Source organism: Caldimonas sp. KR1-144 (assembly GCF_049446155.1).
In the GTDB taxonomy this organism is placed as follows: Bacteria; Pseudomonadota; Gammaproteobacteria; order Burkholderiales; family Burkholderiaceae_C; genus Rivibacter.
The window spans coordinates 43,645-69,189 of sequence record NZ_JBMSEE010000004.1; the positions used below are offsets into that span (position 1 = coordinate 43,645).

Genomic DNA, 25,545 nt, shown 5'->3' on the forward strand with positions numbered 1-25,545 from the left:
TGTGCATCGGCCGTGGACGATGCCGCCGAAGCCGCGCCAGTGCTTGTGCCGGCTTGGATTGCCCGTCGGCGAGGCAGTGGCCGCGTCAGACGGGCTGGCCGGCGCGCCACTGCCGGGGCGACATGCCGTGGCGTTCCTTGAAGGCTCGACTGAAGTGCGCGGCATCGTTGAAACCCCAGGCGAAAGCGATCTCGCTGATGCTGCGGTGGCGAAGCTTCGGGTCGTGCAAATCCTTCGTGCAGGCGGCAAGCCGCGACTGCCAGATCAGCCTGGACAGCGGCATCGGCTCGTGCTTGAAGATCCTGGAGAGGTGGTCCGCCGACATGTCCAGTGCACGCGCGATGGCAGCGACCGACAGGTCGGGATCGCGCAGGTGCTCGTTGACGTAGGCGTGTACGCGTCCGACGTGATAGGCCTGCAGGTTGGTGGGCCGCTTGAGGTTGGCGACCGGCAGGCTTCGCAAACCGGCCGCTACGAGGCTGGTGATCGCTTCGGACAGGCTTTGCGCGGCCGGCGTCGGCAGGCGAGAGAAGTCCCGCGCCAGCATGGTCACCATCGAGGCCAGAAGGTGGCCGGCGGCTACCGAACCGCTGACCGCGGTTGCGGTCAGCTCGTGGATGTTGGAAACATGGATGTCGAGCGCGGAGCAGGGCAGGCGCAAGGTGGTGACGTCGTGGCTCTGGTCGTCGAAGATCAGCTCGAAAGGGCGCGTGCTGTCGTGCAGCGCGAAGTCTCCGGGCTTGAGGACGGCTGAACGCCCGTCCTGGCAGACGATCCCCGTGCCCTGGCGCTGGATCTGCACTAGGTAGTAAGCCTCGGGCTCGCGCCGGATGCGATCGGGCGTACGGCGCACGCGCGCTGCGTTCGAGCGGATGTTGCCAACCGTCAGGGAGCCCAGACGCAGCGACGTGATCTCGCCGTGGAAGGCTGTCGCGGCCTGAGGCTCGTACTCGAGATCGACGAAGGTGTTGCAGATCATGTTGAGCCAGTAGGCGAACCGTTGGTCCGGCGCGACTTCCTCGGTACTGGCGTGGTGATGCGTGGCTGCAAGGTTTGCCCCGTCGAACAGCGGCTTGGGGGGCGCCGCGAACGGTGCGTCGAGCACGTGACGACGATGTTCGACACCGTGGCTCAATGGCGGGACTGGGTGCTGCCTGTGCGATGCCAGGACAACGGCGGCATCGACTTGGGTCAAGGGTGCTGCTGAGAGGCGACTGCTCATCTTGACGAATACTCCCCGTCTGCCCGGCGACTTGGCGAACGAGACCGTTCGCCGATGTACGTGGTCGCTGGGTTCTGGAAAGTCTCGGCCCGCCCGTGCTTGGCGAATGTCTTCGGGCGAACAATGTGCGTCACACCTTCGTCATGGCGACGATTGAGCAAGTGTGGAGCGCTCTGGAGACAAGCCTGACGCGCGCAGTGGTGCCTGTGCTGCGTCGCAGCAGCACCTGCCTAGGCGCCGGCTCCGTGGCGTCGTGTCAGCGTTCGCCGTAGGTGCCGCGCCATTCGCGCGGCGAGATGCCGAAGCGGTCCTTGAAAGAGCGGCTGAAATGCGCGGCGTCCTTGAACCCGCGTCGATAGGCGATCTCGCCGATCGAACGCGACGACAGCCGCGGATCGAGGAGGTCGCGGCTGCAAGCTTCGAGTCGGCGCAGCCAGATGTAATGTGCCAGCGGCACCGCTTCGGATTTGAATACCCGATGCAGATGCCCGGACGACAAGCCGAGCTGCCGCGCGATCGATCCGACCGTCAGGTCGGGATCGCTGAGCTGCGCATCGACCAGGCGCTTGATGCGCTCCAGATGGGCGAATGACGCATCGGACGCGGCGGCCGCATCGGCGGGCGCGAGGGTGTGCAAGCCGGCGATCACCAGGTTGACCACGCCGTTGGAGACGGCCAAGCGCGTCGCGGGTTCGAGAGTCTCGTAGTCCCGCCAAAGTGTGCGGATCATCTCGACCATCAGCAGGCCTTCGATGTGTTCGCTGGGCACTCTGGTGGCGGTCCAGCGTCCCAGTTCGCGCACCGCGCTCAGCAATGCGTTCGCGGGAAGCCGCAGTACGATCTGTTCGCTGCCCGCCTCGAGCGACAGGCGGTACGGCCGACTGCTGTCGCAGAGGGCGAAATCGCCGGGGCCGAGCAGGGCCTCGCGTTCGTCTTGCCGCACCGTCGCGTGGCCTTCGACCTGAAGGCTCACGAGAAACGAGGGCTTCGACGTCTCCAAGGACGAAGGCTGATGATCCTGAACGACGTCGGTTCGCGATCGAACGACAAAGACGTCCAGCCCGGGCAGCGAGCGATGCTCGATATCGCCCTGCGCGAACTGGGACGAATCAGTGGTCGGGGTATGGCCGTGGCCGATGCCGTGGATCCACGGCGCCGTCGGTGTCGCCGCTTGCCGGCCCGTATGGGTGCTTTTGCTACCGCTCATGATCGATGACCGTTCGAACGCGGTTGTCCGCAGTGTCCGCCGTGCGCAGGGAAGTTGGCGCCGAATGAGCCAAGCCAGGCCCGGCCCGGCCGCCCCGCGCAATGTAATCCGCCCAGGCCCCCTGTGCCAGCCGGAGTCTCTGCCTGAGCGCCGGCGGATCCCCCCTGTTTCCGCGTCGCGGGTGCCCCCGATCAATGCTTGCGGTACTGCTCCGCACCGAACAGGACTTCGCGCGCTCGATCGTCCACGAGCGGCTTGCGGCGATCGGCCAGCACGGCGACGCCTCTGGTCACGGCCGGGCGACTGGATAACTCGTCGAACCACCCCTTCAGATGCGGGTAGTCGGCCCAGTCGATGCCCTGGTTCTTCCAGGAGCGCAGCCACGGGAAGATCGCGATGTCGGCAATGCTGTATTCATGGCCGGCGATGTACCGGTGCTTGGCGAGTTGGGTGTTCATCACGCCATACAGCCGCCGCGCTTCGTTGGTATAGCGGTCGATCGCATAGGGCAGCTTCTCGGGCGCGTAGATGCGGAAGTGGTGGTTCTGGCCGAGCATCGGGCCAATGCTGCCTACCTGAAACATCAGCCACTGCAGCACCTCGTACTTGCCGCGCACGTCGGAAGGCAGGAGCTTGCCCGTCTTGCCTGCCAGATAGAGCAGGATCGCGCCGGACTCGAACAGCGAGATCGGTTGTCCGTCCGGCCCCTCGGGGTCGACGATGGCCGGGATCTTGTTGTTCGGGCTGATGGCCAGGAAGGCGTGCTCGAACTGATCGCCGGCGCCGATGTCGATCGGGATCACGCGGTAGGCCAGCCCGCATTCCTCCAACATGATGTGGACCTTGTGCCCGTTCGGCGTGGCCCAGGAATACACTTCGATCATTGCTGCCACCTCTGCATTGCGCGGGGTATCCGCCGGTCAAGGCCGGTCTGGCGTTGCGCACGACTCTAGTCGATCTCCATCGCACATGCTCGAATCGTTCAAGCGTTGGTTCGCACGCGAGCCGGGAGGGCCTGACGGCCGCGGTCTCGTTCAATGGGCGCGCCAGCACGACTATGAAGTCAAGCGCGTGCGTGAAGGCGAAGGCCTCGTGATCGAAGGCGACATGCATCGCCATCCCTGGCGGCTCGAGTGGGGTGCGCCGCAGCGCAGCTACATCCTCGACCGCGAGCTGCGGCTGCGCATGGAGCTGGGTCTGCCTCAGGGTCTGCAGATGCTCGTGATCTCGCGTGGTCTGGCCGAGGAGCTCGAGCAGGCCGCCTATGCGATGTTCACGGAAGGCATGCAGACCCGCCTCGATTCCGGCATGCCCGAGGAGATGCGCTGGCTCGCGATGTTCCAGAAGACCCAGGTGCCTGCGCTCAAGCCACTGAGGCATCGCTTCAGCGCCGTGGGTTCGGCCGCGGCACCGGTCAACGGCTGGCTGGAGGGCGAGCTGGCTGCCCGGCTCGCCGAGGCCGCTCGCGACTGGCTGCAGGCCGACGATCCCTTCGTACTGATGACGCTGCGTGGACGCCTCTACCTGCGCGTCGAGTCACTGCAGCCGAGCGCCGAACAGCTTGAGGCGCTGCTGAAGCTCTATGAGGTCGCGGCCGAGCGGGCGTTGGCGGTTGCGGCCGAGGTCAATGCGCAGCAGCAGGGCTGGTCGACCACCATGTCGACGGCTTGGCAGACCGCCTACGAAGACCTGCCGGACGATCTCGACGACCGGCAGCACTGAGCCGCCGACGGCCGTCGTGCAAACGAAGCGCCCTTCGCGGGCGCTTCGTCGTTTCGGGCGCTCAGGCGTACTTGCCGAGCTCCATCTTCGCGATCGCGTTGCGATGGACCTCGTCGGGGCCGTCCGCGAAACGCAGCGTGCGCGCCATCGCATAGGAGTAGGCGAGGGGGAAGTCCTCGCACATGCCGCCGCCGCCGTGCACCTGCATGGCCCAGTCGATCACCTGGCAAGCCATGCTCGGCGCCACGACCTTGATCATCGCGATCTCGGCCTTGGCGGTCTTGTTGCCGGCCACGTCCATCATCCAGGCGGCCTTGAGCGTGAGCAGGCGCGCCATGTCGATCTTGCAGCGCGCCTCGGCGATGCGCTCGCGCGTAACGCCTTGTTCGGCGACTGTGCGGCCGAACGCGGTGCGCGACGACGCGCGCCTGCACATCAACTCGAGCGCGCGCTCGGCCAGGCCGATCAGCCGCATGCAGTGATGGATGCGGCCCGGGCCGAGTCGGCCCTGGGCGATCTCGAAGCCGCGGCCCTCGCCGAGCAGGATGTTGCTCGCCGGCACGCGCACGTTGTCGAACGTGATCTCGCAGTGGCCGTGCGGCGCGTCGTCGTAGCCGAACACCTGAAGGGGTCGCACGACCTTGATGCCCGGCGCGTCGGCGGGCACCAGGATCATCGACTGCTGCGAGTGCTTGGGCGCGTCCGGGTCGGTCTTGCCCATGAAGATGTAGACCGCGCAGCGCGGATCGCCCGCGCCCGAGATCCACCACTTGCGGCCGTTGATCACGTAGTCGTCGCCGTCGCGCCGGATGCTCGACTCGATGTTGGTCGCGTCCGAAGACGCGACCGCAGGCTCGGTCATCGCGAAGGCGCTGCGGATCTCGCCGCGCAGCAGCGGCTCGAGCCAGCGCTTCTTGTGCTCGGCGCTGCCGTAGCGAACGATGGTCTCCATGTTGCCGGTATCCGGCGCCGAGCAGTTGAACACTTCGCTCGACCACAGCACGCGGCCCATGATCTCTGCCAGCGGCGCGTACTCGAGGTTGCTCAGGCCCGCACCGTAATCGCCGGAGGTGTTGCGCGCGCCGTCGGCGCTGGCGGGCAGGAACAGGTTCCACAGGCCCTCGGCGCGCGCCTTGGGCTTGAGCTCCTCGATTGTCTGCAGCGGCGTCCAGCGCTTGCCGGCCCGCGTGTTGGCCTCGATCTCGGCGGCGTAGCGCGCCTCGGCCGGATAGATGTGGCGGTCCATGAAGGACTGCAGGCGCGCCTGCAGTTCCTTGGTCCGCGGCGAGTATTCGAAGTCCATCATGCCTCTCCTCGTTCAGCGCGCGCGTTGCGCGAAGCTCCAACCCAGTTCGGCCAGCGGCCGAGCGCCGGCAGCGGCCTGCTTCGCTTGCGCGCTCGACGCGGTGCCGTCGACGACGCGCTTCGCGATGCCTTGCAGGATGCCGGCGATGCGGAACAGGTTGTAGGCCATGTAGAAGTTCCAGTCCGTCACCAAGGCGTCAAGGCTGGCGGCATCGCGGCCGGTGCGCGCGCAGTAGCGGCGGATGTACTCGGCCTCGCTCGGAATGCCTAGCGAGGCGACGTCGAGCCCCCCGATGCCGCGGAACGCGCCCGGCGGAATGTGCCAGCTCATGCAGTGGTAGCTGAAGTCGGCCAGCGGATGGCCCAGCGTCGAGAGCTCCCAGTCGAGCACAGCGAGCACGCGCGGCTCGCGGGGGTGGAAGATGAGGTTGTCCAGCCGGTAGTCGCCGTGGACGATCGAGACCTGCGACTCGTCGCGCGCACCGGCGGGAATGTGCGCCGGCAGCCATTCGATCAGCCGCTCCATCGCGTCGATCGGCGCCGGCTCGGCGCCCGCCACCGTGGATGCCTGGTACTGCTTTGTCCAGCGGCCGATCTGGCGCTCGAAGTAGTTGCCGGGCTTGCCGTAGTCGGCCAAGCCGCGCGCGGCGAAGTCCACCTGATGCAGCGCGGCGATCACGCGGTTCATCTCGTCGTAGATCGCCGCGCGCTCGGCGTTCGTGTGGTCGGGCAACGCCTGGTTCCACAGCACGCGGCCTTCGACGAAGTCCATCACGTAGAAGGCGCGACCGATGACCGACTCGTCCTCGCACAGCAGGTGCATCCTCGCGACCGGCACGTCGCTTGCGGCCAGCGCGTCCATCACGCGGTACTCGCGGTCGATCGCGTGCGCGCTTTGCAGCAGCTTGGCGGTGGGGCCGGGCTTGGCGCGCATCACATAAGCGCGCGACGGCGTGATGAGCTTGTAAGTCGGGTTTGATTGCCCGCCCTTGAACTGCTCGACGGTGAGCGGGCCCTTGAAGCCGTCGAGCCGCTCGCGCAGAAAGGCTTCGAGCGCGCCCACGTCGAAGGCGTGCGAGTCGGCGACGGGGCGGGTTCCGGTGTAGGCGTCCATGAGGTCTTCTCGTCTCCTCGCGGCAGCCCGGGGCGGCGACCGCTTCGCTATTTCTCAGAGATCGCGAGCAGCTTCTCGCGCGACAGCACCACGAGCCGCGTCGGCTCGACGCGCACGGCGCCCTCGCGCTCGAAGCCCTTCAGTTCCTGGTTCACGCGCTGGCGGGAAGCGCCTAGCATCTGCGCGAGGTCCTCCTGCGCCAGCGCCAGGCCAATGCGGATCTCCTCGCCCTGGGCGATGCCGTAGCTGCGCGCGAGCAGCAGGATCTGCTTGGCCAGCCGCGCGGACAGCGGCTTGGTGTTGAGGTCCTCCACGAGATCGAACATCAGGCGCAGGCGCCGGCAGTTCAGGCGCAGCAGCGCCTCGTAGAGCTCGACGTGCTGGGCGAGCAGCTCCTTGAAATCGGGCTTGCGCACCACGAGCAACGTCGTGTCGCCGTGCGCATCGGCATCGTGCGTGTGCGGCAGGCCGTCGAACAGCGAGATGTCGCCGAACCAGGTGCCGGGCTCGACGTAGGTGAGCGTGATCTGCTTGCCCGACAGCGACACCGAGCTCACGCGCACGGCGCCCTTGGCGACGCCGCACCATTCGAGCGGCGTGGAACCGCGCGAGGCCAATGGCGTGCCGTCGGCGAGTCGCCGCACCAGGGAGCGAGCCAGGATCGCGCTGCGAAGCGCCGGCGAGAGCTTGCTGAACCAAGGGCCCGATTCGATGTTTTGCTGCTCTTCGATGGTAAGCACGGGGCTGTTCATGGCTTGTCCCTGACGCGACATCGCAAGGCGCTTTCGCCCTGCGTGCGAACCCTATTGTCCACGCGCCGCGTGCGTGGTCTGCTGCGTGTCTTCCCGCGAAAAGGAGCGTCGAAGTGGATGCCGCCGATCTGCACATTCCATCGCGCCACGGCGAGGTCAGCGCCGAAGAATGGCGCGTGCGCGTCGACCTCGCTGCGGCCTACCGGCTGGTGGCGCTGTTCAAGTGGGACGACCTCGTCTTCACGCACATCACGGCGCGCGTGCCTGGTACGCAGGATCAGTTCCTCATCAATCCGTATGGACTGATGTTCGACGAGATCACCGCCTCGTCATTGGTCAAGATCGACCTTGCCGGCAACAAGCTCGACGACTCGCCGTTCCCCGTCAACCCCGCGGGCTTTACGATTCACAGCGCGGTGCACTCGGTGCGCCACGACGCGGCCTGCGTGCTGCACACGCACACGCTCAACGGCGTGGCGGTATCGGCCCAGAAGGGTGGGCTGCTGCCGATTTCTCAGCAGTCGATCTTTGTGCTGGGCAGCCTGGCCTATCACGACTACGAGGGTGTCGCGCTGCGCGACGACGAGAAGCCGCGCCTGGTGGCCGACCTCGGCGACAAGACCTGGCTGATGCTGCGCAACCACGGCCTGCTGACCGTGGGACCGACGGTCGCGGATGCCTTCCTGTCGATGTACCTGTTCGAGGCCTGCTGCACGATCCAGGTGCGCGCCCAGTCGGGCGGCGGCGAGCTGATTCCGATCGACGCATCGATCATCGCCACGTCCCAGCAGCAGGCAAAGGCGGTGACGCGCGGTGCAGGCGCGGGAGCGCTCGCCTGGCCGGGTCTGCTGCGACGTCTCGACCGGATCGACCCGAGCTACCGCTCCTGAGCCTCGGCAATGCGGCGGTACTGCCCGAACAGCTTCTCCATCGTCGTGTAGCGCTCGCGCTCGTGCAGCCATTGCGTCGGCGCGAGATTGATCGCGCGGATCACGGCATGGCCGTCGTCGCCGAGATCGATCACGTTGATGCATGCCGGCTGCTGCTCGATCGCGCCGAAGAACGCGCGCTGGCCGGCCATGAGCGTCGACAGCAGCGCTCGGTTCACGCCGCCGTGCAGCACCATCAGCAGGCACTGCCACTGGGCGTCGCCGCGCCAGCGCTCGAAGGCGGGCAAGGCGCGGTCGAGAAGCTCGCCGATCGACTCGCCGTTGAGGAAGCGCTGCGTCTCGATCTGCGCGCCGCCGCGAAACGCGCCGACGAAGGCCTGCTCGAGCTGCTCGGGCGCAATGTCGGCAAGCCGTCCGCCGCGGATCTCCTGCAACGCGTCGTCGTGCGTCAGAGGCTGCGCTTGCGCACTGGCCGCGAGCACGCGCTGCGCGGTCTGCACGGTCCGCGGCAGGCCGCTGACGACCACGCGGTCGAAGCGCACGCCGGCCTGCGCGAACAGCGCGCCGGCGGCATCGGCCTGTTGCTCGCCATCGGCATTGAGCGGTACCGTCTCGGGCGGCACCGGCGTGCCGTCGGCGCGGAAGTAGTCGACCGAGCCGTGACGCATCAGGTACAGCCGGCGGCGGCGTGGTGGCTTCATGTCATGCGGCCGGTCGCCGGACCGCAGCGGCTTCAGCGAAAGCGCGGTTCGCGCTTTTCGAAGAAGGCCTGCAGCCCTTCGCCGGCATTGGCGTGGAAGAGGTTGGCGACGAAGTGGCTGCGTTCGGCTGCCAGATGGTCGCCGAGCGCGCTGCCGCGCGCCTGGTTGACCAGCTCCTTGGCGCTGGCCACTGCGTTCGGCGCGCAACGCGCAAGGCGTTCGGCGATGGCCAGAGCTTGCGGCAGCGCCCGGCCGGCGTCTGTCACGTCATTGACAAGGCCGTGCGCCTGCAGCTCGCGCGCGGAGAGCGGCTCCCCGAGCCACAGGCAGCGCAGCGCCAGCGGACGGGGCAGTGCGTTCGCGAGATGCCAGCTGCCACCTCCGTCGGGCGACAGTCCGACGCGCCCGTAGGCCATCGAGAAGCGCGCGTTCTCGGCGGCGATCACGAGGTCGCAGGCCAGCACGATCGAGAAGCCGGCGCCCGCCGCCGCGCCCTCGACGGCGGCGACAACGGGCTTGGGAAACGCGCGCAGCGCCTCGATGAACTGATGCAGCGCATCGATGCTTGCGGCCTGCACCTCGCGTTCGAGCTCGCGATTGCGCGCCAGCCGGTTCAGGTTGCCGCCGGCGCTGAAATGCGCGCCGTCGCCTGTGATGACCACGGCGCGCACCTGCGGGTCGGTCTCGGCGACGTTGAGCGCCTCGACCGCGGCCACCGAGACCTGCGGCGACAGCGCATTGCGCGCCGACGGGTCGCTCAGCGTGAGCACGAGCGTGGCGTCATGGCGTTCGGTGCGCAGTTCGGCGGTCATGGCATGGATGTTTCGAAGACGACGGAAGATTGTGCCTTCAGCACAACATTGCACGGCTATCGCGCGCCAGAACGCGGCGCAGCCCCTTGCTCAAGCGATTTGTGTCGACATGCTTCATGCTAGAGTGCCCCGCAGCCTAGACGCAGGCTAGAAACAACGACGCATGAACCGTTCGACCGGCAAGCGCAAGGTGAGGAAGGGCAAGGCAGTCTCGCTGGCACTCGGCGCGACGCTTCTTGTCGGCAGCAGCGGCAGCGCCCAGGCCCTCGGCTTCGGCAGGTTGCCCACCACCGCCACGCTCGGCCAGCCGCTCGAACTCGCGATCCCCGTGAGGCTCGACGGGAACGAGGATCTCACCAGCGAGTGCGTCAGCGCCGACGTGCACTTCGCCGACAACCGGCAACAGCCCGGCGTCGTCAATGTGAGCCTCGACCGCGCGCTGCCGGGCGCGTCCGACCGCGTGCTGCGCATCAGGACCAACACGCGTGTCGACGAGCCCATCGTGACCGTCGACGTCACCGTGGGCTGCTTCGGCAAGGTGTCGCGCAGCTTCACGCTGCTGGCCGACCCGCCCTTGATCACTGCGCAGGCGCCGGCGCTTGCGCCTGCGCCCGAAGTCGCTCCCGCTGAGCCGGCGCCTGCGCCGGCTCGGCAGCCTGCGCCACCGCGCGCTGCCGATGCCACGTCGGCCGGCGAGGTCACCGAGGGTGCTCCTGCGCCGCGGCGCAGCACGCGCGCGCCGCGCCGCGCCGAGTCGACGGCCAGCACCGGTGCCGCCCGCGCGCCGCAGGCCGGCACGGCGCCGCGGCCATCGCGTGGCCAGACCGCCAACACGGCGCGCCTGCGCCTCACGCCGCTCGAGCGGGGTGCGCGCGTCGACGCTCAGGCCGCGGCCCAGGCGGCCGCTGCCGCCAGCGCGGCCGAAGCCGAACGCGTTGCCGAGGCGGCGCGTGCCGCCAGCGCCGCGGAAGCCGCGGCCAGCGCGCGCGAGCGGGTCGAGCAGCTCGAGGCCGCACTGGCCAAACTGCGCAGCGAGACCGACCAGGCCCAGCAGAACGTCAAGGGCCTGCAGGCGCGGTTGCAGAACGCCGAGACGTCACGCTATTCGAATCCTCTGGTCTATGGCCTCGGTGCCTTGGGCCTGCTGCTGCTTGCCGCGCTGGTCTGGATGTGGCGCCAGCGCGAGCAGGAGCGCCAGCAGCACGAGTGGCTCGTGTCCGCCTCGGCGCGCGACAGCGGCACGGCGGCCGATGTCGACACCGAGGAGGCCATCGCCTTCGCGCCGAACGACCGACCGAGCACCCAAGCCGGCGCGTTCATGAGCTCCCCAGCGCCGCTGGGCGCGCCGTCGTCGATGCCCGGTGCCTTCGACCCGCTCGGCACGTCCGTCCTCAAGGGCCCGGCGGGGCTGCAGGCCCAGCCCGCCAAGCGCGAGGTCTCGGCCGAGGAGCTCATCGATCTTGAGCAGCAGGCCGAGTTCTTCATGGTGCTGGGCCAGGAAGAAGCGGCGATCGACCTGCTGATGGGTCATCTGCGCAGCACGGCCGGCACGAGCCCGCTGCCCTATCTCAAGCTGCTCGAGATCTACAAGAAGCGCGGCGAGCGCAAGGAATACGAGCGCATCCGCGAGCGCTTCAACAGCCGCTTCAACGCCTACGCGCCGTCGTGGGAGACCGAGCTGCTCGAGGGCCGCTCGCTCGAGGACTATCCGCAGGTGCTCGAACAGATCACCGGCCTGTGGTCGGATCCGAACCGGGCGCTCGAGACGCTGCAAGCCACGCTGGTGCGCCCCGAAGGCGAGACCGAAGGTGGCGACAGCTTCGACCTTCCTGCCTACCGCGAACTGATGCTGCTGTACGCCGTGGCCCGCGACCATACCGAGAACCCCGACGAGTCGCCGGCCGCCACGCCGGTCGACCTGCTGCTGCCGCTCGATGACATGCCGGTGCTCGAACGCCTGATGTCGACCACGCCGGTGACGCCGCAGCCGGGCGCGCGCCCGTCGCTGCATGTCGACGTGCCCTTGGACCTCGAGCCTCCGGGCAGCGAGCTCGGCAAGTTCACGCTCGAGTTCCCGCCGACGCAGGTCGACGACAACCCGCCCGAGCCGCCGAAGTCGAGCTGAGCGCGTCGGCGCCGACTTCGGCCTGTGTGACTCAAGCTGCGCGATCGCCAAGGCGCGCGAGCCGCGCGAGGGCTTCGTCCAAGGTGGCTTCGCGCTTGGCGTAGCAAAAGCGCACGATGCGCTGTTCGGTGCCATCGGCGTAGAAGGCCGACAGCGGGATCGCGGCAACGCCCAGCTCGCCGGTCAGCCAGCGGCAGAACGCCTCTTCGGGCATCGAGGCGAGGTCCGGCGCCAGGCCGTCATAGCGCACGCATTGAAAGTAGCTGCCTTCGCTGGGCAGCAGCTCGAACGGCGTGGCCGCGAGGCCGGCGCGGAAGCGGTCGCGCTTGGCCGCGTAGAACGCAGGCAGCTCCAGGTAGGGGCGCGCATCGGCGAGGTAGGCCGCCAGGCCGTGCTGCACCGGCGTGTTGACGGTGAAGACGTTGAACTGGTGGACCTTGCGGAACTCGGCGCTCAGGGCCGCCGGCGCCACGACGGTGCCGACCTTCCAGCCCGTCACGTGAAAGGTCTTGCCGAAGCTGGAGATCACGACGCTGCGCGCTGCCAGGCCGGGAAAGCGCGAGGCGCTCTGGTGCGCCGCGCCGTCGAACACCATGTGCTCGTAGACCTCGTCGGCAATGACGATCACGTCGGTCGGATCGAGCAGCGCCTCGAGCCGGCGCATCTCGTCGGCCGACCAGACGGTGGCGCTCGGGTTGTGCGGCGTGTTGACCAGGATCGCGCGAGTGCGCGGCGACAGCGCCTGCGCGATCGCGGCGAAGTCGGGCCGGAACGTGCCCGGCGTCAGCGCAACGCGCACGATGCGCCCTCCGGCCAGCTCGATGCTCGGCGCGTAGCTGTCGTAGCAGGGCTCGAGAACGATGACCTCGTCGCCCGGGTGCACCAGCGCGAGGATCGCGGTGATGATGGCCTGCGTCGCGCCGGCGGTGATGGTGACCTCGCTGGCGGGGTCGTAGCGGTGGCCGTACAGCGCCTCGATCTTGGCTGCTACGGCATCGCGCAGTGCCGGCACGCCGGTCATCGGCGGGTACTGGTTGTGGCCCGCGCGCATGGCTTGCGTCACGGCGTCGACGAGGCGCGGGTCGCAGTCGAAATCCGGGAAGCCCTGGCCGAGGTTCACGGCGCCATGCGCCTGGGCCAGCGCGCTCATCACGGTGAAGATGGTGGTGCCGACCTGCGGCAGGCGGCTTTCGATCGCGGGCGTGCGGGGCGTCATGTTCAAAGGTCGTAGTGCTCGGCGTCGCCGGCCATCACGCGCTCGAGCAGCGCGCGGCTGAGGCGGTCCGAGATCAGTTCGGCGAAGGTGTAGACGAAGGAGCGCAGGTAGGCGCCGCGCTTGAACGCGAGGCGCGCGACGTTGTGGCCGAACAGCTGCGCGGCGGGCCGTGCGACGAGCTCGCCGCCAGGCGCGAACGCCGGATCGTCGCGCACTGCCATCTCGGCGACGATGCCCACGCCCATGCCGAGCTTGACGTAGGTCTTGATGACATCGGAGTCGATCGCCTCGAGCACGATGTTGGGCTTCAGCCCCTTCGCCTCGAAGGCCTGGTCGATGCGCGTGCGCCCCGTGAACGACGGGTGGTAGGAGATCAGCGGCTCTCGCGCCAGCGACTCCAGCGCAAGGCGCTCGCTCGCGGCGAGCGGGTGGTCGGCCGGCAGCACCACGACGTGCTGCCACTCGTAGCAGGGCAGCGTGACCAGGCCGTCGAAATCGGCCAGCGACTCGGTCGCGAGGCCGACGTCGGCGGTCTCGTCGAGCACCATCTGCGCCACCTGCTCCGGCGTGCCCTGGTGCAGGCTCACGGCCACCTTCGGGAAGCTCTTGCGCAGCGCCACCACCGGTTGCGGCAGCACGTAGCGCGCCTGCGTGTGGGTGGTGGCGATCGACAGCGTGCCGGCGTCCTGCTTGCTGAACTCCTCGCCGATGCGCCTGAGGTTGCCGACCTCGCGCATGATCACCTCGATCGCCTGCAGCACCTGCTGGCCAGGCTCGGTGATGCGCTTGAGGCGCTTGCCGTGGCGCACGAAGATGTCGACGCCCAGTTCCTCCTCGAGCTCGAGGATGGCCTTGCTGACCCCGGGCTGCGAGGTGTAGAGCGCCTTCGCCGTCTCGGTGAGGTTGAGGTTGCGGCGGGCGGCTTCCTGGACGAAGCGGAACTGGTGAAGGTTCATGGTCGGTGCGTGGAGGTCGTCAGAGCGCCGCGCGCACCGCGGCGGCCATCGCGTCGATCACGAGCGGATGCTCGCCGATCGCGCCGGCGAGCCGCCAGCGCACTGCAGGATGTCGTTGCGCCAGCGAGTCGATCAGCGCGGGCAGGTCCTTGCGGACATGGCCGCCGACGCCGAGGAACAGCGGCACGACGACGACCTCGACACAGCCGTCGGCGGCAAGCATCGCGCCGGCCTCGGCGATCGTCGGCGACATGAACTCCAGGTAGGCCAGCGCCACGCGGGCGGACGGCGCCTCGGCGCGCAGCTTGGCCGCGACCGCCTCGAACGGCGCCGCCCAGGCCGCATCGCGCGAGCCGTGTCCGAACAGCAGCACGCCCAGCGCGGCCATCAGCGGTACCTCACGAGCCAGCTGAACGCCGCCAGCGACAGCAGCAGGTACAAGACGCTCGGCGCCGACGCCGCGACCCACGGCGTCCAGTCGCGCAGCAGGCCCAGGTGCGTCGTCACGTTGTTGAGCAGCACGAAACTGATGCCCAGGAGGATGCCGCCGAAGACCTTCAGGCTCACGCCGCCGGCGCGCGCGTGCAGGTAGGCAAAGGGCAGGGCCAGCGCCACCATCACCAGGCAGGCCAGCGGATAGAGCGCCTTCTTCCACAGCTGGATCTGGTAGCGCTGCGCCGCCTGCTCGTTCTCGGCCAGGTGGCTCGAATAGCGCCACAGCGCGGCGATCGACATGCTCTTGACCGGCGCCACGGCGGCCGCGACCACCGCGGTCGTCAAGGTGCTGGGCCAGGTGGTGGTGTCGAGCCGCTCGACCGCCGGAAGCGCGCCTTCGGCATTGCCGCGCCAGCGGCTGATCTCGACGTCCTCGAGGCGCCAGTGGCCCTCGCCGACGTGCGCGCGGCTCGCCTGCAGGCGTGCGAGCAGCTGGCCGTCCGCATCGAACTCGTACAGCCGCACATCCTCGAGCGTGCCGTCTTGCAGCACCCGTCCGACGCGGATCGAGTCGAGCCGGTCGCCGGGCGGCATTTCGCCCGGCTGGGCGCTGCGGCGATCCTTGAGCCAGGCGCCGGCGGTGTTCTGCGTCGCCGCGCCGCGGCGCAACGAGTTCTTCAGCGTCTCGGCCTGGCGGTCCGTGAAGGGGCCGACGTAGTCGCCGATCACGAAGCTCACGACGCTGAAGCCCAGGCCCAGCGTGGCCAGCAGCGTCAGCGCGCGCCGCGGCCCGAGCCCGCCGGTGCGCAGGATCGTGTATTCGGACGACTGCGCGAGCCGCGCCATCGCGTAGATCGTGCCGATCAGCACGGCGATCGGGAGCAGCTCGTAGAGATGGCCCGGCAGCAGCATCAGGCAGTACAGCGCCGCGTGCTGGACGCGGTAGGCGCCCTTGCCGACGTCGTCGAGCTCGTCGACGAAATCGATGAAGTAGAAGAGGGCGAGGAAGGCCACCGTCACGAACGCGACGGCGCCGAGCACCTCGGCATAGAGCAAGCGGCGAACGGTGCGCATCGAAGCCGTCCCTCAGGCGCCCGCGCGGCGCAGCAGCGCCACCGAGCCGCGGTCGCGCCACCACAGCAGGAACACGGCCCCGACGAAGGTGCCGCCGTGCACCACCGCCAGCGTCGCTGCGGCGCTCAGCCGGCCGCTCGCGATCCAGGCCTGCGTGAGATTGAGCAGGTTGTAGTAGACGACGAAGGCCAGCAGCGCGAACAGCAGGTTCCAGCTGCTCGCGCGGCGCGGATTGCCCGCTGCGAGGCCCAGGCCCAGCAGCACGAGGTTGAGCGCCCCGAGCGCCAGCCCGGCGCGCCACGCCAGCTCGGCCTGGTTGCGCGGCGTCGGCTCGAACATCAGTTCGAAGCTGCTGCGCGCCTTGGGCGGCAGGTTGGCGCTCGAGTCGACGATGCGCTCGCCCACCGTGGCGCGGTAGGTATCGAAGCGCGAGACGCGGCGCTCGCCGGTGGCGAGGTCGAGGTCGCTGCGCTGGCCGCGCTCGAGGATCACCGCACGCTCGTCGCCTTCGACCACCAGGCGACCGCTGCGCGCGGACGTGACCGACTCGACCTGGCCGTCGTTCTCGAGCACGAAGACGTTGCTCGCGGTGCTGCCGCCCGCGGTCTCCTTGTCGACGAAGAACACGCGCTTGCCGTCCGACGAACTCTGGAACTGGCCCGGCGCAATGCGCGCGACGTCGGAGCGGCGCTGGTAGCGGTCCTTCAGTTCGGCGACCTGTCGGTTGCCCCAGGGCCAGACGATGAAGGCCAGCAGCGCCACCACGGCCAGCACCGGCATCGCGACGCGCAGCACCGGCATCACGAAGCGCAGCAGCCCGACGCCGCTGGCAAACCAGATCACCATCTCGCTGTCGCGGTACATGCGCGTGAGCGTGGTGACGACCGCGATGAACAGCGACAGGCTGAGCATCGTCGGCAGGTTCTGAAGCGTCACGTAGCCCAGCAGCAGCGCCACGTCCTGGGGGGAGACCGAGCCGCCGGCAGCCTGGCCGAGCGTGCGGATCAGGAACATCGTGATGACGATCGTCAGGATCACGACCAGGGTCGCGCCGAAGCTGCGCGTGAGGTCTCGGCGCAAGGTGGAATCGAATAACATCGCGCGCTCATTCTAAGGACCGGACCATGGAATTTCGCGCGCAGGCCGCGGGGTCACAAGCCCTGACGGCGATCGCAACTGATGCCCTGATCGTGGTGCTGTCGGCCGGGGAGGCCAAGGCCCAGCAACTCGCTCCCGCGCTCGCTTCGCTTCTGAACGACGCGCTCAAGTCGGGCGACCTCGCGCTCAAGACCGGGCGCACGCTCTACATCCATCGTCCGGCCGGCGTGAAGGCGCAGCGGCTGGTCTTCGTGGTCGCGGCCGATACCGGCGCCAAGGCCTTCAAGGCCGCGGTCGGCGCGGGCTACGCGGCAATCAAGCAAGGCGGCGCGAAGCAGGTCGTCGTTGCATCGGCCTTTGAAGCCGCGTTGGGCGCCACCCATGCACAGGCGCTGGTCGCGGCGCTGAGCGACGCCGCCTACGTCTACCGCCACACCAAGCCGAGCGCACCCGCGGCGCCGATGCTCGCCAAGGCCACGCTGGCGGTGGCCGACGCCAAGGCGGCCAAGGCGGTGGGCGAGGGCCTCGCGCGCGGCCAGGCCGTCGCGGCCGGCGTCGAGCTCGCGCGCGAATGCGCGAACCGGCCCGCGAACCACGCCACGCCCAGCTTCCTGGCCGCCGAGGCGAAGAAGCTCGCCAAGGCACACGGCTTCAAGTGCGAGGTGCTCGAGCGCAAGGACTGCGAGAAGCTCGGAATGGGCTCCTTCCTTGCCGTCTCGCAAGGCTCGGAGCAGCCGCCCAAGTTCATCGTGCTGCGCTACGAAGGCGCGGCCAAGACCGCGGCGCCGATCGTGCTGGTCGGCAAGGGCATCACCTTCGACACCGGCGGCATCTCGATCAAGCCTTCGGCCGAGATGGACGAGATGAAGTTCGACATGGGTGGCGCGGCCAGCGTGCTCGGCACCTTCCGTGCGCTCGGCGAGCTCAAGCCGCGCGTCAACGTCGTCGGCCTGATCCCCTCGTGCGAGAACATGCCCGACGGCCGCGCGATCAAGCCGGGCGACGTGGTGACCTCGATGTCTGGCCAGACCATCGAGATCCTCAATACCGACGCCGAGGGCCGCCTGATCCTGTGCGACGCGCTGACCTACGCCGAGCGCTTCAAGCCGGCCGCGGTGGTCGACATCGCCACGCTCACCGGCGCCTGCGTGATCGCGCTGGGCCACCACCGCTCGGGCCTGTTCAGTGCCGACGACGCGCTGGCCGCGAGCCTGCAGGCCGCCGGCGACGAGTCGTTCGACCTCGCCTGGCGCATGCCGCTGGACGACGAATACGAAGAGGCGCTGAAGAGCAACTTCGCCGACATGGGCAACGTGGGCGGCCGCGCCGGCGGCGCCATCACCGCGGCGATGTTCCTCAAGAAGTTCACGGCCAAGTACCCGTGGGCGCATCTCGACATCGCGGGCACCGCGTGGAAGTCGGGCGCCGCCAAGGGCGCCACGGGCCGTCCGGTGCCGCTGCTGACGCACTTCGTGCTGTCGAAGGCGCGCTGAGCGCAACCGGGCGCCCACGCGATTGCGAGCCGGCAGGGCGACGCCGATGACCGAGGTGGCCTTCCACTTCAATGTCGGCGACCCGCTGGGTTACGCCTGTCGGCTGCTGCGCAAGGCGATACGCGCCGGCGCCCAGGTCGCGGTGATCGCGCCGCCCGAGCGGTTGCGCGAACTCGACGCCGCACTGTGGAGCTTCGACCCCCTGGAGTTCCTGCCGCACGTGCGCATCGCGCCTGGCGCGCAGCCGCCGGCGCGCCTCGCGACCACACCGCTGTGGCTCGTCGAGCGCGCCAGCGATGCGCCGCCGGTGCCCGTGCTGGTCAATCTGGGCGACGAGGTCGCGCCGGGCTTCGAGAGCTTTGACCGGCTGATCGAGATCGTCGGCAACGACGATGCCGAGCGCCAGGCCGGCCGTCGCCGTTGGAAGCACTACAGCGATCGCGGCTATGCGATCGAACGTCACGAGGTCGGCGCGCGATGAGCCAGTCGGGTTCGCGCCCGCCGCCGCGCACGCCGCCGCGCGTGGTGCCCACGCTGACCGAGGTGGTGGGCCGCGCCGGCGCGCCGGCACCCGAGCTGGCGTCGCCGATGACGCCGCCGACGACTCCTGCGACGGCGCGTGCACCCTCGTCACGCACGCCGCAGCCGCCGGCGCGCACTGCCGAGGTGCCCGCGGCGCCTGCTGCTGTTTCTGCAATCGACGAAGAGGCTCTGGTCCAGCGCGTCCTCGCCGAGGCGATGCGCCAGGCCGGCCCGATCGTCGAGCGTCGCCTGAGGCTCGCCCTGGCGCCCGCGCTGGCGCGGCTGGCAGATGCCTTCGTTCAGAACGCGCGCGACGAGATCACGCGCAGCGTCCAAGAAGCACTGGCCAAGGCGCTCGATCAGGAACTCGCGCGCCGCAAGCCGCGCTGAGGCGGGCGCCCCCAGGCGCAGCGTGGCCTGCGCCTTGCTAACAAATCCGCTCGTGGATGCGCGGCCAAGAGCCGGTCGATGCGCAAGCGCCGACGGTGTTTTCCCCATGCCAACGCATGCGGTTCGCGGCACGAATTCGGTTAATGTTCGCGCCGTTGAGAACACCCACATCCTCTCAACCTATAGCCAACTTCGGAGGTACTCCATGCAACGCAAACTGAACGCTCTCGCGGTCGCAATCGGCCTGCTGGCCGCTGCCGCGTCGGTGTCGGCACAAGAAATGGTGGTGAAGATCGGCCACGTCGGTCCGGTCTCGGGCCCGCAGGCTCACTACGGCAAGGACAATGAGAACGGCGCGCGCATGGCGGTCGAGGAGCTCAATGCCAAGGGCGTGACGATCGGTGGCAAGAAGGTCAAGCTGGAACTCATCGCCGAAGACGATGCGGCCGACCCGAAGCAAGGCACCGCCGCGGCCCAGAAGCTGTGCGACGCCAAGGTCAACGGCGTGGTCGGCCACCTGAACTCGGGCACCACGATCCCGGCCTCGAAGATCTATAACGACTGCGGCATTCCGCAGGTCACGCCGTCGGCTACCAACCCGAAGTACTCGCAGCAAGGCTTCAAGACGGCCTTCCGCCTGCTGGCCAACGACAACGCGCTGGGCGCAGGCCTCGCGCTGCACGCTGCCAACAACCTGAAGCTGAAGAAGGTTGCGATCATCGACGACCGCACCGCCTACGGCCAGGGTGTGGCCGAGGTCTTCAAGAAGACGGCCCTGCAGCGCGGCATCCAGGTCGTGGACGAGCAGTACACCACCGACAAGGCCACCGACTTCATGGCGATCCTGACCTCGATCAAGTCGAAGGCTCCGGACGGCATCTTCTACGGCGGCATGGACCCGCAAGCCGGCCCGATGCTGCGCCAGATGGACCAGCTCGGCCTGTCGAACGTCAAGTTCTTCGGCGGCGACGGCATCTGCACGGCCAAGCTCTCCGAGCTGTCGGCCGGTGCCAAGAGCCTGGGCAACGTGATCTGTGCCGAGGGCGGTTCGTCGCTCGAGAAGATGCCTGGCGGCAAGGCCTGGAAGGCCAAGTACGACGCCAAGTACCCGGGCCAGTTCCAGGTCTACTCGCCGTACACCTATGACGCGGTGCACGTTCTGGTTCAGGCGATGATCGACGCCGGCTCGGCCGATCCGAAGGTCTATCTGCCCAAGCTCGCGGCGGTCAACTACACCGGCGTGACCGCCAAGGTGGCGTTCGAGGCCGACGGCGAGCTGAAGAACCCGGCCATGACCCTGTACAACTACAAGGACGGCAAGAAGGTCCCGCTGAACTGATCGCTCGGTTCGGTTTTCCTTCGAAAAGGGGCGCCTTCGGGCGCCCCTTTCTTCATGGCCTCGGCGACTCCCACGGCTGAGGGTGGGCGTCCCAAGGCCGCGTCGCATTCGTGAACTAATGCCGGCCTGATGCGACGCGGGCGCCGAAAATTTGAACATGAGCCGTTTCAGCAGTAGTCATTCGTGGTCCGAGGAGTCGCGCGCAGAGCGCCAGAGCCGCATGCATTCCGATGGGTGGTCGCGCCTGTCGGGCGACGATGACGATGACGACGACGCCCCCGCGCGGCCTGCGCGGCGCCGCAGGAGCAGCCGCTTCGGCGTGTGGGCGGCGATCGGGGGCGCGATCGCGGCCGGCGGCCTGCTCGTGTTGCTGGTTCGCTACCGGGTGTTCTGAGCCGCCGCGCTTTCAGCAGCTTTCAGAACGCTTAAGGCTTCTCCAAGGACTTGCCGCGCCTGCGCGGCGACAGTGGCATCGAACCGGGTCGATGCCCGGTGTCGTTGGAGAACACCATGGACCTGCAAGCTCTTGGCCGCGAAGGCCTCCAGACCCTGATCGACGTCAGCGAGCTCGCCGCCGAGCGCTCCGCGCCCGGCCTCGGCGAGATGCTGCTCACGCGGGTGCTCGACGAGATCGGCTACGGCATCATGCTGGCCACCGCCAGCGGCGAGCTGCGTTTCGCCAACCACACCGCGCTGACCGAGTGCGCCGCGACGCACACGATCCGCCTGCACGACGGCCATCTCCAGGCTCGCCTGCCGCGCGACCAGGACAGCTTTGCCAGGGCGCTGGCCAATGCCTGCGCCGGCCAGCGCTCGGTGCTGCGCCTGTCGTCCGAGCAGGCCCCGATGTCCGTCGCCGTGGTGCCGCTGGGCACGCCGGTCGAGTCGGCCGGCCGCGAGCCGCTGGCGCTGCTGCTGTTCGGCAAGCGCCTGTCGTGCGAGCCGCTGAGCGTCGAGTTCTACGCCCAGGTGCACCGCCTCACGCTGACCGAGACCACGGTGCTCAAGGGCCTGTGCAGCGGCCTGCGTCCGGCCGCCGTGTCCAAGGAGCTCGGCATCGCGGTGTCGACCGTGCGCAGCCACATCGGCAGCATGCGGCTGAAGACCGGCGCATCGAGCATCGGCCAGCTGGTGCGCATGGTCAGCGCGCTGCCGCCGATCGTGCCGACGCTCAATCGCTTGAGCTGGGGTGGCCCGAGCGAAGAACACACGCCGAAGGCCTGAGCCGGCGCCGGCCAGCGCCGTTCAGATCAGCTCGCGCTGCTCGTCGTCGTCACCGTTCGGGCCGCGACGCGGCGGGCGCGTCGAGCGCACGCTGCCGGGGCTGGGCGCGCGCACCAGCGGCGCCGCGAAGGCATCGAGCGGCCCGGGCCATGGCCGCAGCAGCTGCATCGCCTCGTCGACCGGGCAGGCGAGCCAGCGGCCGTAGTCCTGCTCGTCGAGGATCGCGACCATGCGCTTCTCTTCGCCGGGGCGATGCATGCGCTTGAAGACCGGATGCTCGTCGGCATTGACCGTCAGCATCGCGAACGTGAACACGTCGCGGCCCTCGGGGCCGCGCCACTTGGCGTAGATGCCGGCGATGCCCATCGGCACGCGGCCCGGCCGCTCGATCGCCCAGCGCACCGCACGGCCGGTCTCCCAGCAGGGTTCATAGACGCGCTCGGCCGGCACGATGCAGCGCCGGCCCGCCTTCCAACTGGCCTTGAAGCTGGGCTTCTCGGCCACCGTCTCGCTGCGCGCGTTGTAGGTCCGCCGGCCGAAGGCCAGCTCGGCCGCGAAGTGCGGCAGCAGGCCGAAGAAGCCGTCATCGCACAGCCGGTTGCCGCTGCCGTCCTCGGCCAGCCGGATGAAGGGCGCGAGCCCGAGCGGAAACACCTCGGCCGGTGTCTCGCGCGGCTCGTGGCGCTGCGCGCCGAAGAACTGCAGCAGCCGATCGGCCTGGCTGACGGGCATGTAGTTCGAGCACATGGGGCGATTCAGGCGGTCAGCGCCGTTCGGCGGCGCGCGGGCGCTGCGCTGCGCTCGGCGCCTTGCAGCAGCGCGATCAGCCGTTCCAGCGCGGGCGACGCCGCGCCGTGCCAGACCAGATGGGTGCGGTTGTTGCGCACGCGCGCCGGCAGCGGGTGGATGGACACATCGCCGGCGGCGCGCAGCGACTCCAGCACCGAGCGCGGCGCGATCGCACAGCCGGTGCCGGCCGCGACGCAGGCGATGATGGCCGGGTAGCTGGCGAACTCGAGCACGCGCTCGGGCAGCAGGTTGGCGGCGCCGAACCAGTCTTCGAGCCGCTTGCGGTACGAGCAGCCCTGCGCGAAGGCGAGCAAGGTGCTGCGGCCGAGGTCGGCCGCGCGCGTCACCGGCGGATGGCCCTTGCCGGTGATCAGCACCAGCTCCTCCTCGAACACCGGCATCGCGTTGAGCTGCGGCGCGGTGAAGGGCTCGCTGACGAAGGCGGCTTCGATGCGGTAGTCGAGCACCCGCTGGATCAGCGCGCCGGTGGTGCCGGTCGACAGCTCGATCACGACGCCCGGATGCAGCGCGTGGTAGCGCGACAGGATCGCCGGCAGGCGGCTGCCGGCGGTGCTCTCGAGTGCGCCGAGCCGAAACGGCCCGCGTGCCGGCCCCGCCTTCAGCTCGCTTTCGACGTCGTCGGCCATGCGCAGCAGCCGCTCGGCGTGCACCAGCAGGTTCTGGCCTTGCGCCGTCAGCACGAGCGAGCGCCCCTGGCGGCGAAACAGCGCCACGTTCAGGCGCTCCTCGAGCTGCTTGATGCGCGTGGTGACGTTGCTTTGCACGCGGTGCAGCTGCGCGGCCGCCCGCACGATGCCGCCTTCGCGGGCAACGGCGCGAAAGATCTCCAGCGAATCGAGATCGAGTGTTCTCATTCAAAGAATCATAGTTCACGATAATTCATTTGTGGAGAATGTGTTCCGGGCCTTCAATAGGGCCATGGACAAGCACTTCTCGCGAAACTCGCCGGCCTGGCCGGTGGCGCTGGCCGGCGCGCTGGCCCTGGCCGTCGCGATGGGCATCGGCCGCTTCGCCTTCACGCCGCTGCTGCCGCTGATGCAGCGAGAGCACCTGGTCGGCGACTCCGAAGGCGCGGTGCTCGCGGCGATCAACTACGCCGGCTACCTGCTCGGCGCGCTGACCGCCGCGCGGCTGGCCGCGCGGCCGCGCCGGCTGGTGCTGGCGAGCCTGGTCGCGACCGTGCTGGTGACGGCTGGCGCTGGGCTCGTGAACCACATGGCGGCCTGGGTGCTGCTGCGCGGCGCAGCCGGCGTGCTGAGCGCCTGGGTGATGGTGGGCGTGAGCGCGTGGGCCATCGGCGAGCTGGCGCGGCGCGGCCGCAGCGAACTGGGCGGCCATGTGTTCGCCGGCGTCGGGCTGGGCATCGTCGTCGCCGGCGGCTGGACGTGGTGGCATGCCGATGCCGGCTCGGCGGCGCTGTGGGTGCACCTCGGCCTGCTGGCGGTGCCGGCCGTCGTGGCGATCGCGTGGGTCTGGAAGCGCGATGCAGCGGCGCCCGTGGCGGCGAAGGCCGGCGAGGCTTCGCGCGCTCGTCAGCGCGAATGGGGCCTGGTGATCGCCTATGGCCTGTTCGGCTTCGGCTACATCCTTCCGGCCACCTATCTGCCGGCGATGGCGCGCACGCTCGTCGACGATCCGCGCTGGTTCGGGCTGGCCTGGCCGGTGTTCGGCGCGGCGGCCGCGGCGTCGACGCTGATGGCCGGCGCCGCGCTCAAGCGCTGGCGCCAGCAGGACGTCTGGGCCGTCTGCCACGCGTTGATGGCCGTCGGCGCCGTGCTGCCGCTGCTGAGCCGCTCGCCGGCGGCGATCGCCGCGGCGGCCCTGGCCGTGGGCGGCAGCTTCATGGTCGCGACCATGTCCGGCCTGCAGCTGGCCCGCGCGCGCGCCGCCGAGAATCCCGCACCGCTGCTGGCGCGCATGGTCGCCGGCTTCGCCACCGGCCAGATCGCCGGGCCGCTGGTCACGGTGGCGGTGGCCCACTGGCGCGGCGCCAGCGGCATCGAGCCGACCCTCGTGATCGCCGCGGCGCTGCTGGCGGCCAGCGGACTGTGGCTTTATCGACAACCCTCTGCCGAAGGAGAGCTCGCTCATGGAACCGAACCGCACGCCGCAACCCGTTAGCCAGGGTGGCGGGCCCGAGCGCCTGCCGCTGCCGCCGATGGCGGCGCTCGACGATGCCCAGCGCGCCGCCGCGCAGGCGCTGATCGACGGCCCGCGCAAGGCCGTCTACGGCCCCTTCGTGCCGCTGCTGCGCACGCCGGCGCTGCTCGATCGCGTCGCGCAGCTCGGCGAGGCGCTGCGCTTCGGCGGCGCGCTCGACGCGCGCGTGCGCGAGCTCGCCATCGCCGCCACCGCCGCGGCCGTGGGCAATCAGTTCGAGTGGGTCATGCACGAGCCGCTGGCGCGCGCGGCCGGCGTCAGCGCGGCGGCGCTGGAGGCCGTGCGCGTCGGTGCGCGGCCCGAAGGCCTGGCGCGCGACGAGCAGATCGCCTTCGACTTCACGAGCGAGCTGTTGCGCCGCCACGGCGTGGCCGACCTGAGCTACGAGCGCGCGCGCGAGACCTTCGGCGAGGCCGGGGTGGTTGAGCTTTCGACGCTGGTGGGCTACTTTGCGATGGTGTCCTGGGTCATGAACGTCGCGCGCACGCCGTCGAGGCCGACAGCGGAGGTCGCGCCCCTGCCATCGCATCCGCTGTAGCGCGGCGGCGCTACGGAAACATCGGTTGACCGCTCATCGATATGGAACGCGAACTCTGGGTCCAACGATTCGCCGACGCCATGGTGCACCTGGGCGCGCGGCTCACGACCGCCGAGCTGCAGCGCCACGGCCGCGAACTGTGGGAGACCGAGTCGACCACCAAGCCGGAACAGGTGGCACGCCAGGAGATCGAGAACCTCGCGCCGATCGACCGCGAGCCGACGGTGGCCGCGGGAGGAATTCGCACGGAGCCGATCGAGGCGCCGGAGAGGATGCGGGATCAGGTGGTGTTTCGGCGGCCGTGAGCTGGGTGGCCGGTGCCGGCGAGTGACGACGGCACTGCTGGCGGAGGGAGCGGGATTCGAACCCGCGGTGGGCTGTTAACCCACACACGCTTTCCAGGCGTGCGACTTAAACCACTCATCCATCCCTCCAGGCCA

27 protein-coding genes and 1 tRNA gene are annotated in these 25,545 nt (G+C 69.3%); 12 read left to right on the forward strand and 16 right to left on the reverse strand.

Annotation, left to right across the window (positions count from 1 at the left end; all coding sequences use genetic code 11):
- Positions 1-85: 85 nt before the first annotated feature.
- The 3 genes from ACO2TI_RS10615 to ACO2TI_RS10625 form a co-directional block, all read right to left on the reverse strand.
- Positions 86-1,135 (reverse strand): helix-turn-helix domain-containing protein, encoded by a 1,050-nt coding sequence (locus tag ACO2TI_RS10615; RefSeq protein ID WP_423284158.1) that lies wholly within the window; start codon positions 1,133-1,135, stop codon positions 86-88.
- Between the two features lie 343 nt (positions 1,136-1,478).
- Positions 1,479-2,429: a helix-turn-helix domain-containing protein gene (locus ACO2TI_RS10620; RefSeq protein WP_423284159.1), complete on the reverse strand. Its 951-nt coding sequence runs from the start codon at positions 2,427-2,429 to the stop codon at positions 1,479-1,481.
- Positions 2,430-2,620: 191 nt separating this feature from the next.
- Positions 2,621-3,313, reverse strand: coding sequence for a glutathione binding-like protein (locus tag ACO2TI_RS10625; protein WP_423284161.1), 693 nt, complete (start codon positions 3,311-3,313; stop codon positions 2,621-2,623).
- Between the two features lie 85 nt (positions 3,314-3,398).
- Between ACO2TI_RS10625 and ACO2TI_RS10630 the strand changes: the two genes are divergently transcribed.
- Positions 3,399-4,151 (forward strand): hypothetical protein, encoded by a 753-nt coding sequence (locus ACO2TI_RS10630; protein WP_423284162.1) that lies wholly within the window; start codon positions 3,399-3,401, stop codon positions 4,149-4,151.
- A 61-nt stretch (positions 4,152-4,212) separates the two neighbouring features.
- Here the strand turns inward: ACO2TI_RS10630 and ACO2TI_RS10635 are convergent, their stop codons facing one another.
- From ACO2TI_RS10635 to ACO2TI_RS10645, 3 genes are read right to left on the reverse strand one after another with little or no spacing between them, the layout of a single operon-like run.
- Positions 4,213-5,454 (reverse strand): acyl-CoA dehydrogenase family protein, encoded by a 1,242-nt coding sequence (locus ACO2TI_RS10635; RefSeq protein WP_423284163.1) that lies wholly within the window; start codon positions 5,452-5,454, stop codon positions 4,213-4,215.
- Between the two features lie 15 nt (positions 5,455-5,469).
- Complete coding sequence (locus ACO2TI_RS10640; RefSeq protein WP_423284165.1) at positions 5,470-6,570, reverse strand: phosphotransferase; 1,101 nt, start codon at positions 6,568-6,570, stop codon at positions 5,470-5,472.
- Positions 6,571-6,617: 47 nt separating this feature from the next.
- Positions 6,618-7,322, reverse strand: coding sequence for a Crp/Fnr family transcriptional regulator (locus ACO2TI_RS10645; protein ID WP_423284166.1), 705 nt, complete (start codon positions 7,320-7,322; stop codon positions 6,618-6,620).
- 113 nt (positions 7,323-7,435) lie between these two features.
- Here ACO2TI_RS10645 and ACO2TI_RS10650 point away from each other — a divergent pair, with 113 nt between their 5' ends.
- Positions 7,436-8,212 (forward strand): class II aldolase/adducin family protein, encoded by a 777-nt coding sequence (locus ACO2TI_RS10650; RefSeq protein ID WP_423284168.1) that lies wholly within the window; start codon positions 7,436-7,438, stop codon positions 8,210-8,212.
- Here the strand turns inward: ACO2TI_RS10650 and ACO2TI_RS10655 are convergent.
- Positions 8,200-8,913: a histidine phosphatase family protein gene (locus ACO2TI_RS10655; protein ID WP_423284170.1), complete on the reverse strand. Its 714-nt coding sequence runs from the start codon at positions 8,911-8,913 to the stop codon at positions 8,200-8,202. The genes ACO2TI_RS10650 and ACO2TI_RS10655 overlap by 13 nt on opposite strands.
- Positions 8,914-8,945: 32 nt before the next feature.
- Positions 8,946-9,725: an oxepin-CoA hydrolase, alternative type gene (locus tag ACO2TI_RS10660; RefSeq protein ID WP_423284172.1), complete on the reverse strand. Its 780-nt coding sequence runs from the start codon at positions 9,723-9,725 to the stop codon at positions 8,946-8,948.
- A 163-nt stretch (positions 9,726-9,888) separates the two neighbouring features.
- Between ACO2TI_RS10660 and ACO2TI_RS10665 the strand changes: the two genes are divergently transcribed.
- Positions 9,889-11,850, forward strand: a complete 1,962-nt coding sequence (locus ACO2TI_RS10665; protein WP_423284174.1) for a type IV pilus assembly protein FimV — start codon at positions 9,889-9,891, stop codon at positions 11,848-11,850.
- A 31-nt stretch (positions 11,851-11,881) separates the two neighbouring features.
- On the opposite strand, the gene ACO2TI_RS10670 is transcribed toward ACO2TI_RS10665, so the two are convergent.
- The 5 genes from ACO2TI_RS10670 to lptF are packed head-to-tail and all read right to left on the reverse strand — an operon-like array spanning position 11,882 to position 16,629.
- Positions 11,882-13,066 carry a pyridoxal phosphate-dependent aminotransferase gene (locus ACO2TI_RS10670; RefSeq protein WP_423284175.1) on the reverse strand — a complete coding sequence of 395 codons (1,185 nt, stop codon included), beginning with the start codon at positions 13,064-13,066 and terminating at the stop codon, positions 11,882-11,884.
- 2 nt (positions 13,067-13,068) lie between these two features.
- Complete coding sequence (locus ACO2TI_RS10675; protein ID WP_423284177.1) at positions 13,069-14,022, reverse strand: CysB family HTH-type transcriptional regulator; 954 nt, start codon at positions 14,020-14,022, stop codon at positions 13,069-13,071.
- Between the two features lie 19 nt (positions 14,023-14,041).
- Positions 14,042-14,410: a sirohydrochlorin chelatase gene (locus tag ACO2TI_RS10680; protein WP_423284178.1), complete on the reverse strand. Its 369-nt coding sequence runs from the start codon at positions 14,408-14,410 to the stop codon at positions 14,042-14,044.
- A complete protein-coding gene (gene lptG / locus ACO2TI_RS10685) occupies positions 14,410-15,531 on the reverse strand; it encodes an LPS export ABC transporter permease LptG (RefSeq protein ID WP_423284179.1) in 1,122 nt (373 codons plus the stop codon). The genes ACO2TI_RS10680 and lptG overlap by 1 nt, the downstream gene beginning before the upstream one ends.
- 12 nt (positions 15,532-15,543) lie before the next feature.
- The gene (gene lptF, locus ACO2TI_RS10690) at positions 15,544-16,629 is read right to left on the reverse strand and encodes an LPS export ABC transporter permease LptF (RefSeq protein ID WP_423284181.1); all 1,086 of its coding nucleotides are present in this window, start codon (positions 16,627-16,629) and stop codon (positions 15,544-15,546) included.
- A gap of 26 nt (positions 16,630-16,655) precedes the next feature.
- Between lptF and ACO2TI_RS10695 the strand changes: the two genes are divergently transcribed.
- From ACO2TI_RS10695 to ACO2TI_RS10720, 6 genes are all read left to right on the forward strand, one after another.
- Complete coding sequence (locus ACO2TI_RS10695; protein ID WP_423284182.1) at positions 16,656-18,122, forward strand: leucyl aminopeptidase; 1,467 nt, start codon at positions 16,656-16,658, stop codon at positions 18,120-18,122.
- A gap of 46 nt (positions 18,123-18,168) precedes the next feature.
- Positions 18,169-18,603: a DNA polymerase III subunit chi gene (locus ACO2TI_RS10700; RefSeq protein WP_423284184.1), complete on the forward strand. Its 435-nt coding sequence runs from the start codon at positions 18,169-18,171 to the stop codon at positions 18,601-18,603.
- Positions 18,600-19,034 carry a hypothetical protein gene (locus tag ACO2TI_RS10705; protein WP_423284185.1) on the forward strand — a complete coding sequence of 145 codons (435 nt, stop codon included), beginning with the start codon at positions 18,600-18,602 and terminating at the stop codon, positions 19,032-19,034. The genes ACO2TI_RS10700 and ACO2TI_RS10705 overlap by 4 nt, the downstream gene beginning before the upstream one ends.
- 205 nt (positions 19,035-19,239) lie before the next feature.
- Positions 19,240-20,373 (forward strand): branched-chain amino acid ABC transporter substrate-binding protein, encoded by a 1,134-nt coding sequence (locus tag ACO2TI_RS10710; protein ID WP_423284187.1) that lies wholly within the window; start codon positions 19,240-19,242, stop codon positions 20,371-20,373.
- 157 nt (positions 20,374-20,530) lie between these two features.
- Positions 20,531-20,767 carry a hypothetical protein gene (locus ACO2TI_RS10715; protein ID WP_423284188.1) on the forward strand — a complete coding sequence of 79 codons (237 nt, stop codon included), beginning with the start codon at positions 20,531-20,533 and terminating at the stop codon, positions 20,765-20,767.
- Positions 20,768-20,883: 116 nt separating this feature from the next.
- Positions 20,884-21,597, forward strand: a complete 714-nt coding sequence (locus ACO2TI_RS10720) for a helix-turn-helix transcriptional regulator (RefSeq protein ID WP_423284189.1) — start codon at positions 20,884-20,886, stop codon at positions 21,595-21,597.
- A gap of 21 nt (positions 21,598-21,618) precedes the next feature.
- Here ACO2TI_RS10720 and ACO2TI_RS10725 read toward each other — a convergent pair whose 3' ends face one another.
- Positions 21,619-22,344: an SOS response-associated peptidase gene (locus ACO2TI_RS10725; protein ID WP_423284191.1), complete on the reverse strand. Its 726-nt coding sequence runs from the start codon at positions 22,342-22,344 to the stop codon at positions 21,619-21,621.
- Between the two features lie 8 nt (positions 22,345-22,352).
- Positions 22,353-23,261 (reverse strand): LysR family transcriptional regulator, encoded by a 909-nt coding sequence (locus ACO2TI_RS10730; RefSeq protein WP_423284192.1) that lies wholly within the window; start codon positions 23,259-23,261, stop codon positions 22,353-22,355.
- A 64-nt stretch (positions 23,262-23,325) separates the two neighbouring features.
- Here ACO2TI_RS10730 and ACO2TI_RS10735 point away from each other — a divergent pair, with 64 nt between their 5' ends.
- From ACO2TI_RS10735 to ACO2TI_RS10745, 3 genes are read left to right on the forward strand one after another with little or no spacing between them, the layout of a single operon-like run.
- Positions 23,326-24,528 carry a YbfB/YjiJ family MFS transporter gene (locus ACO2TI_RS10735; RefSeq protein ID WP_423284193.1) on the forward strand — a complete coding sequence of 401 codons (1,203 nt, stop codon included), beginning with the start codon at positions 23,326-23,328 and terminating at the stop codon, positions 24,526-24,528.
- Positions 24,497-25,105 (forward strand): carboxymuconolactone decarboxylase family protein, encoded by a 609-nt coding sequence (locus ACO2TI_RS10740; protein WP_423284194.1) that lies wholly within the window; start codon positions 24,497-24,499, stop codon positions 25,103-25,105. Before ACO2TI_RS10735 ends, ACO2TI_RS10740 begins: the two co-directional genes overlap by 32 nt.
- A 41-nt stretch (positions 25,106-25,146) precedes the next feature.
- Positions 25,147-25,410, forward strand: coding sequence for a hypothetical protein (locus tag ACO2TI_RS10745; protein WP_423284195.1), 264 nt, complete (start codon positions 25,147-25,149; stop codon positions 25,408-25,410).
- Between the two features lie 38 nt (positions 25,411-25,448).
- On the opposite strand, the gene ACO2TI_RS10750 is transcribed toward ACO2TI_RS10745, so the two are convergent.
- Positions 25,449-25,539, reverse strand: a tRNA-Ser gene (locus tag ACO2TI_RS10750).
- Positions 25,540-25,545 lie beyond the last annotated feature (6 nt).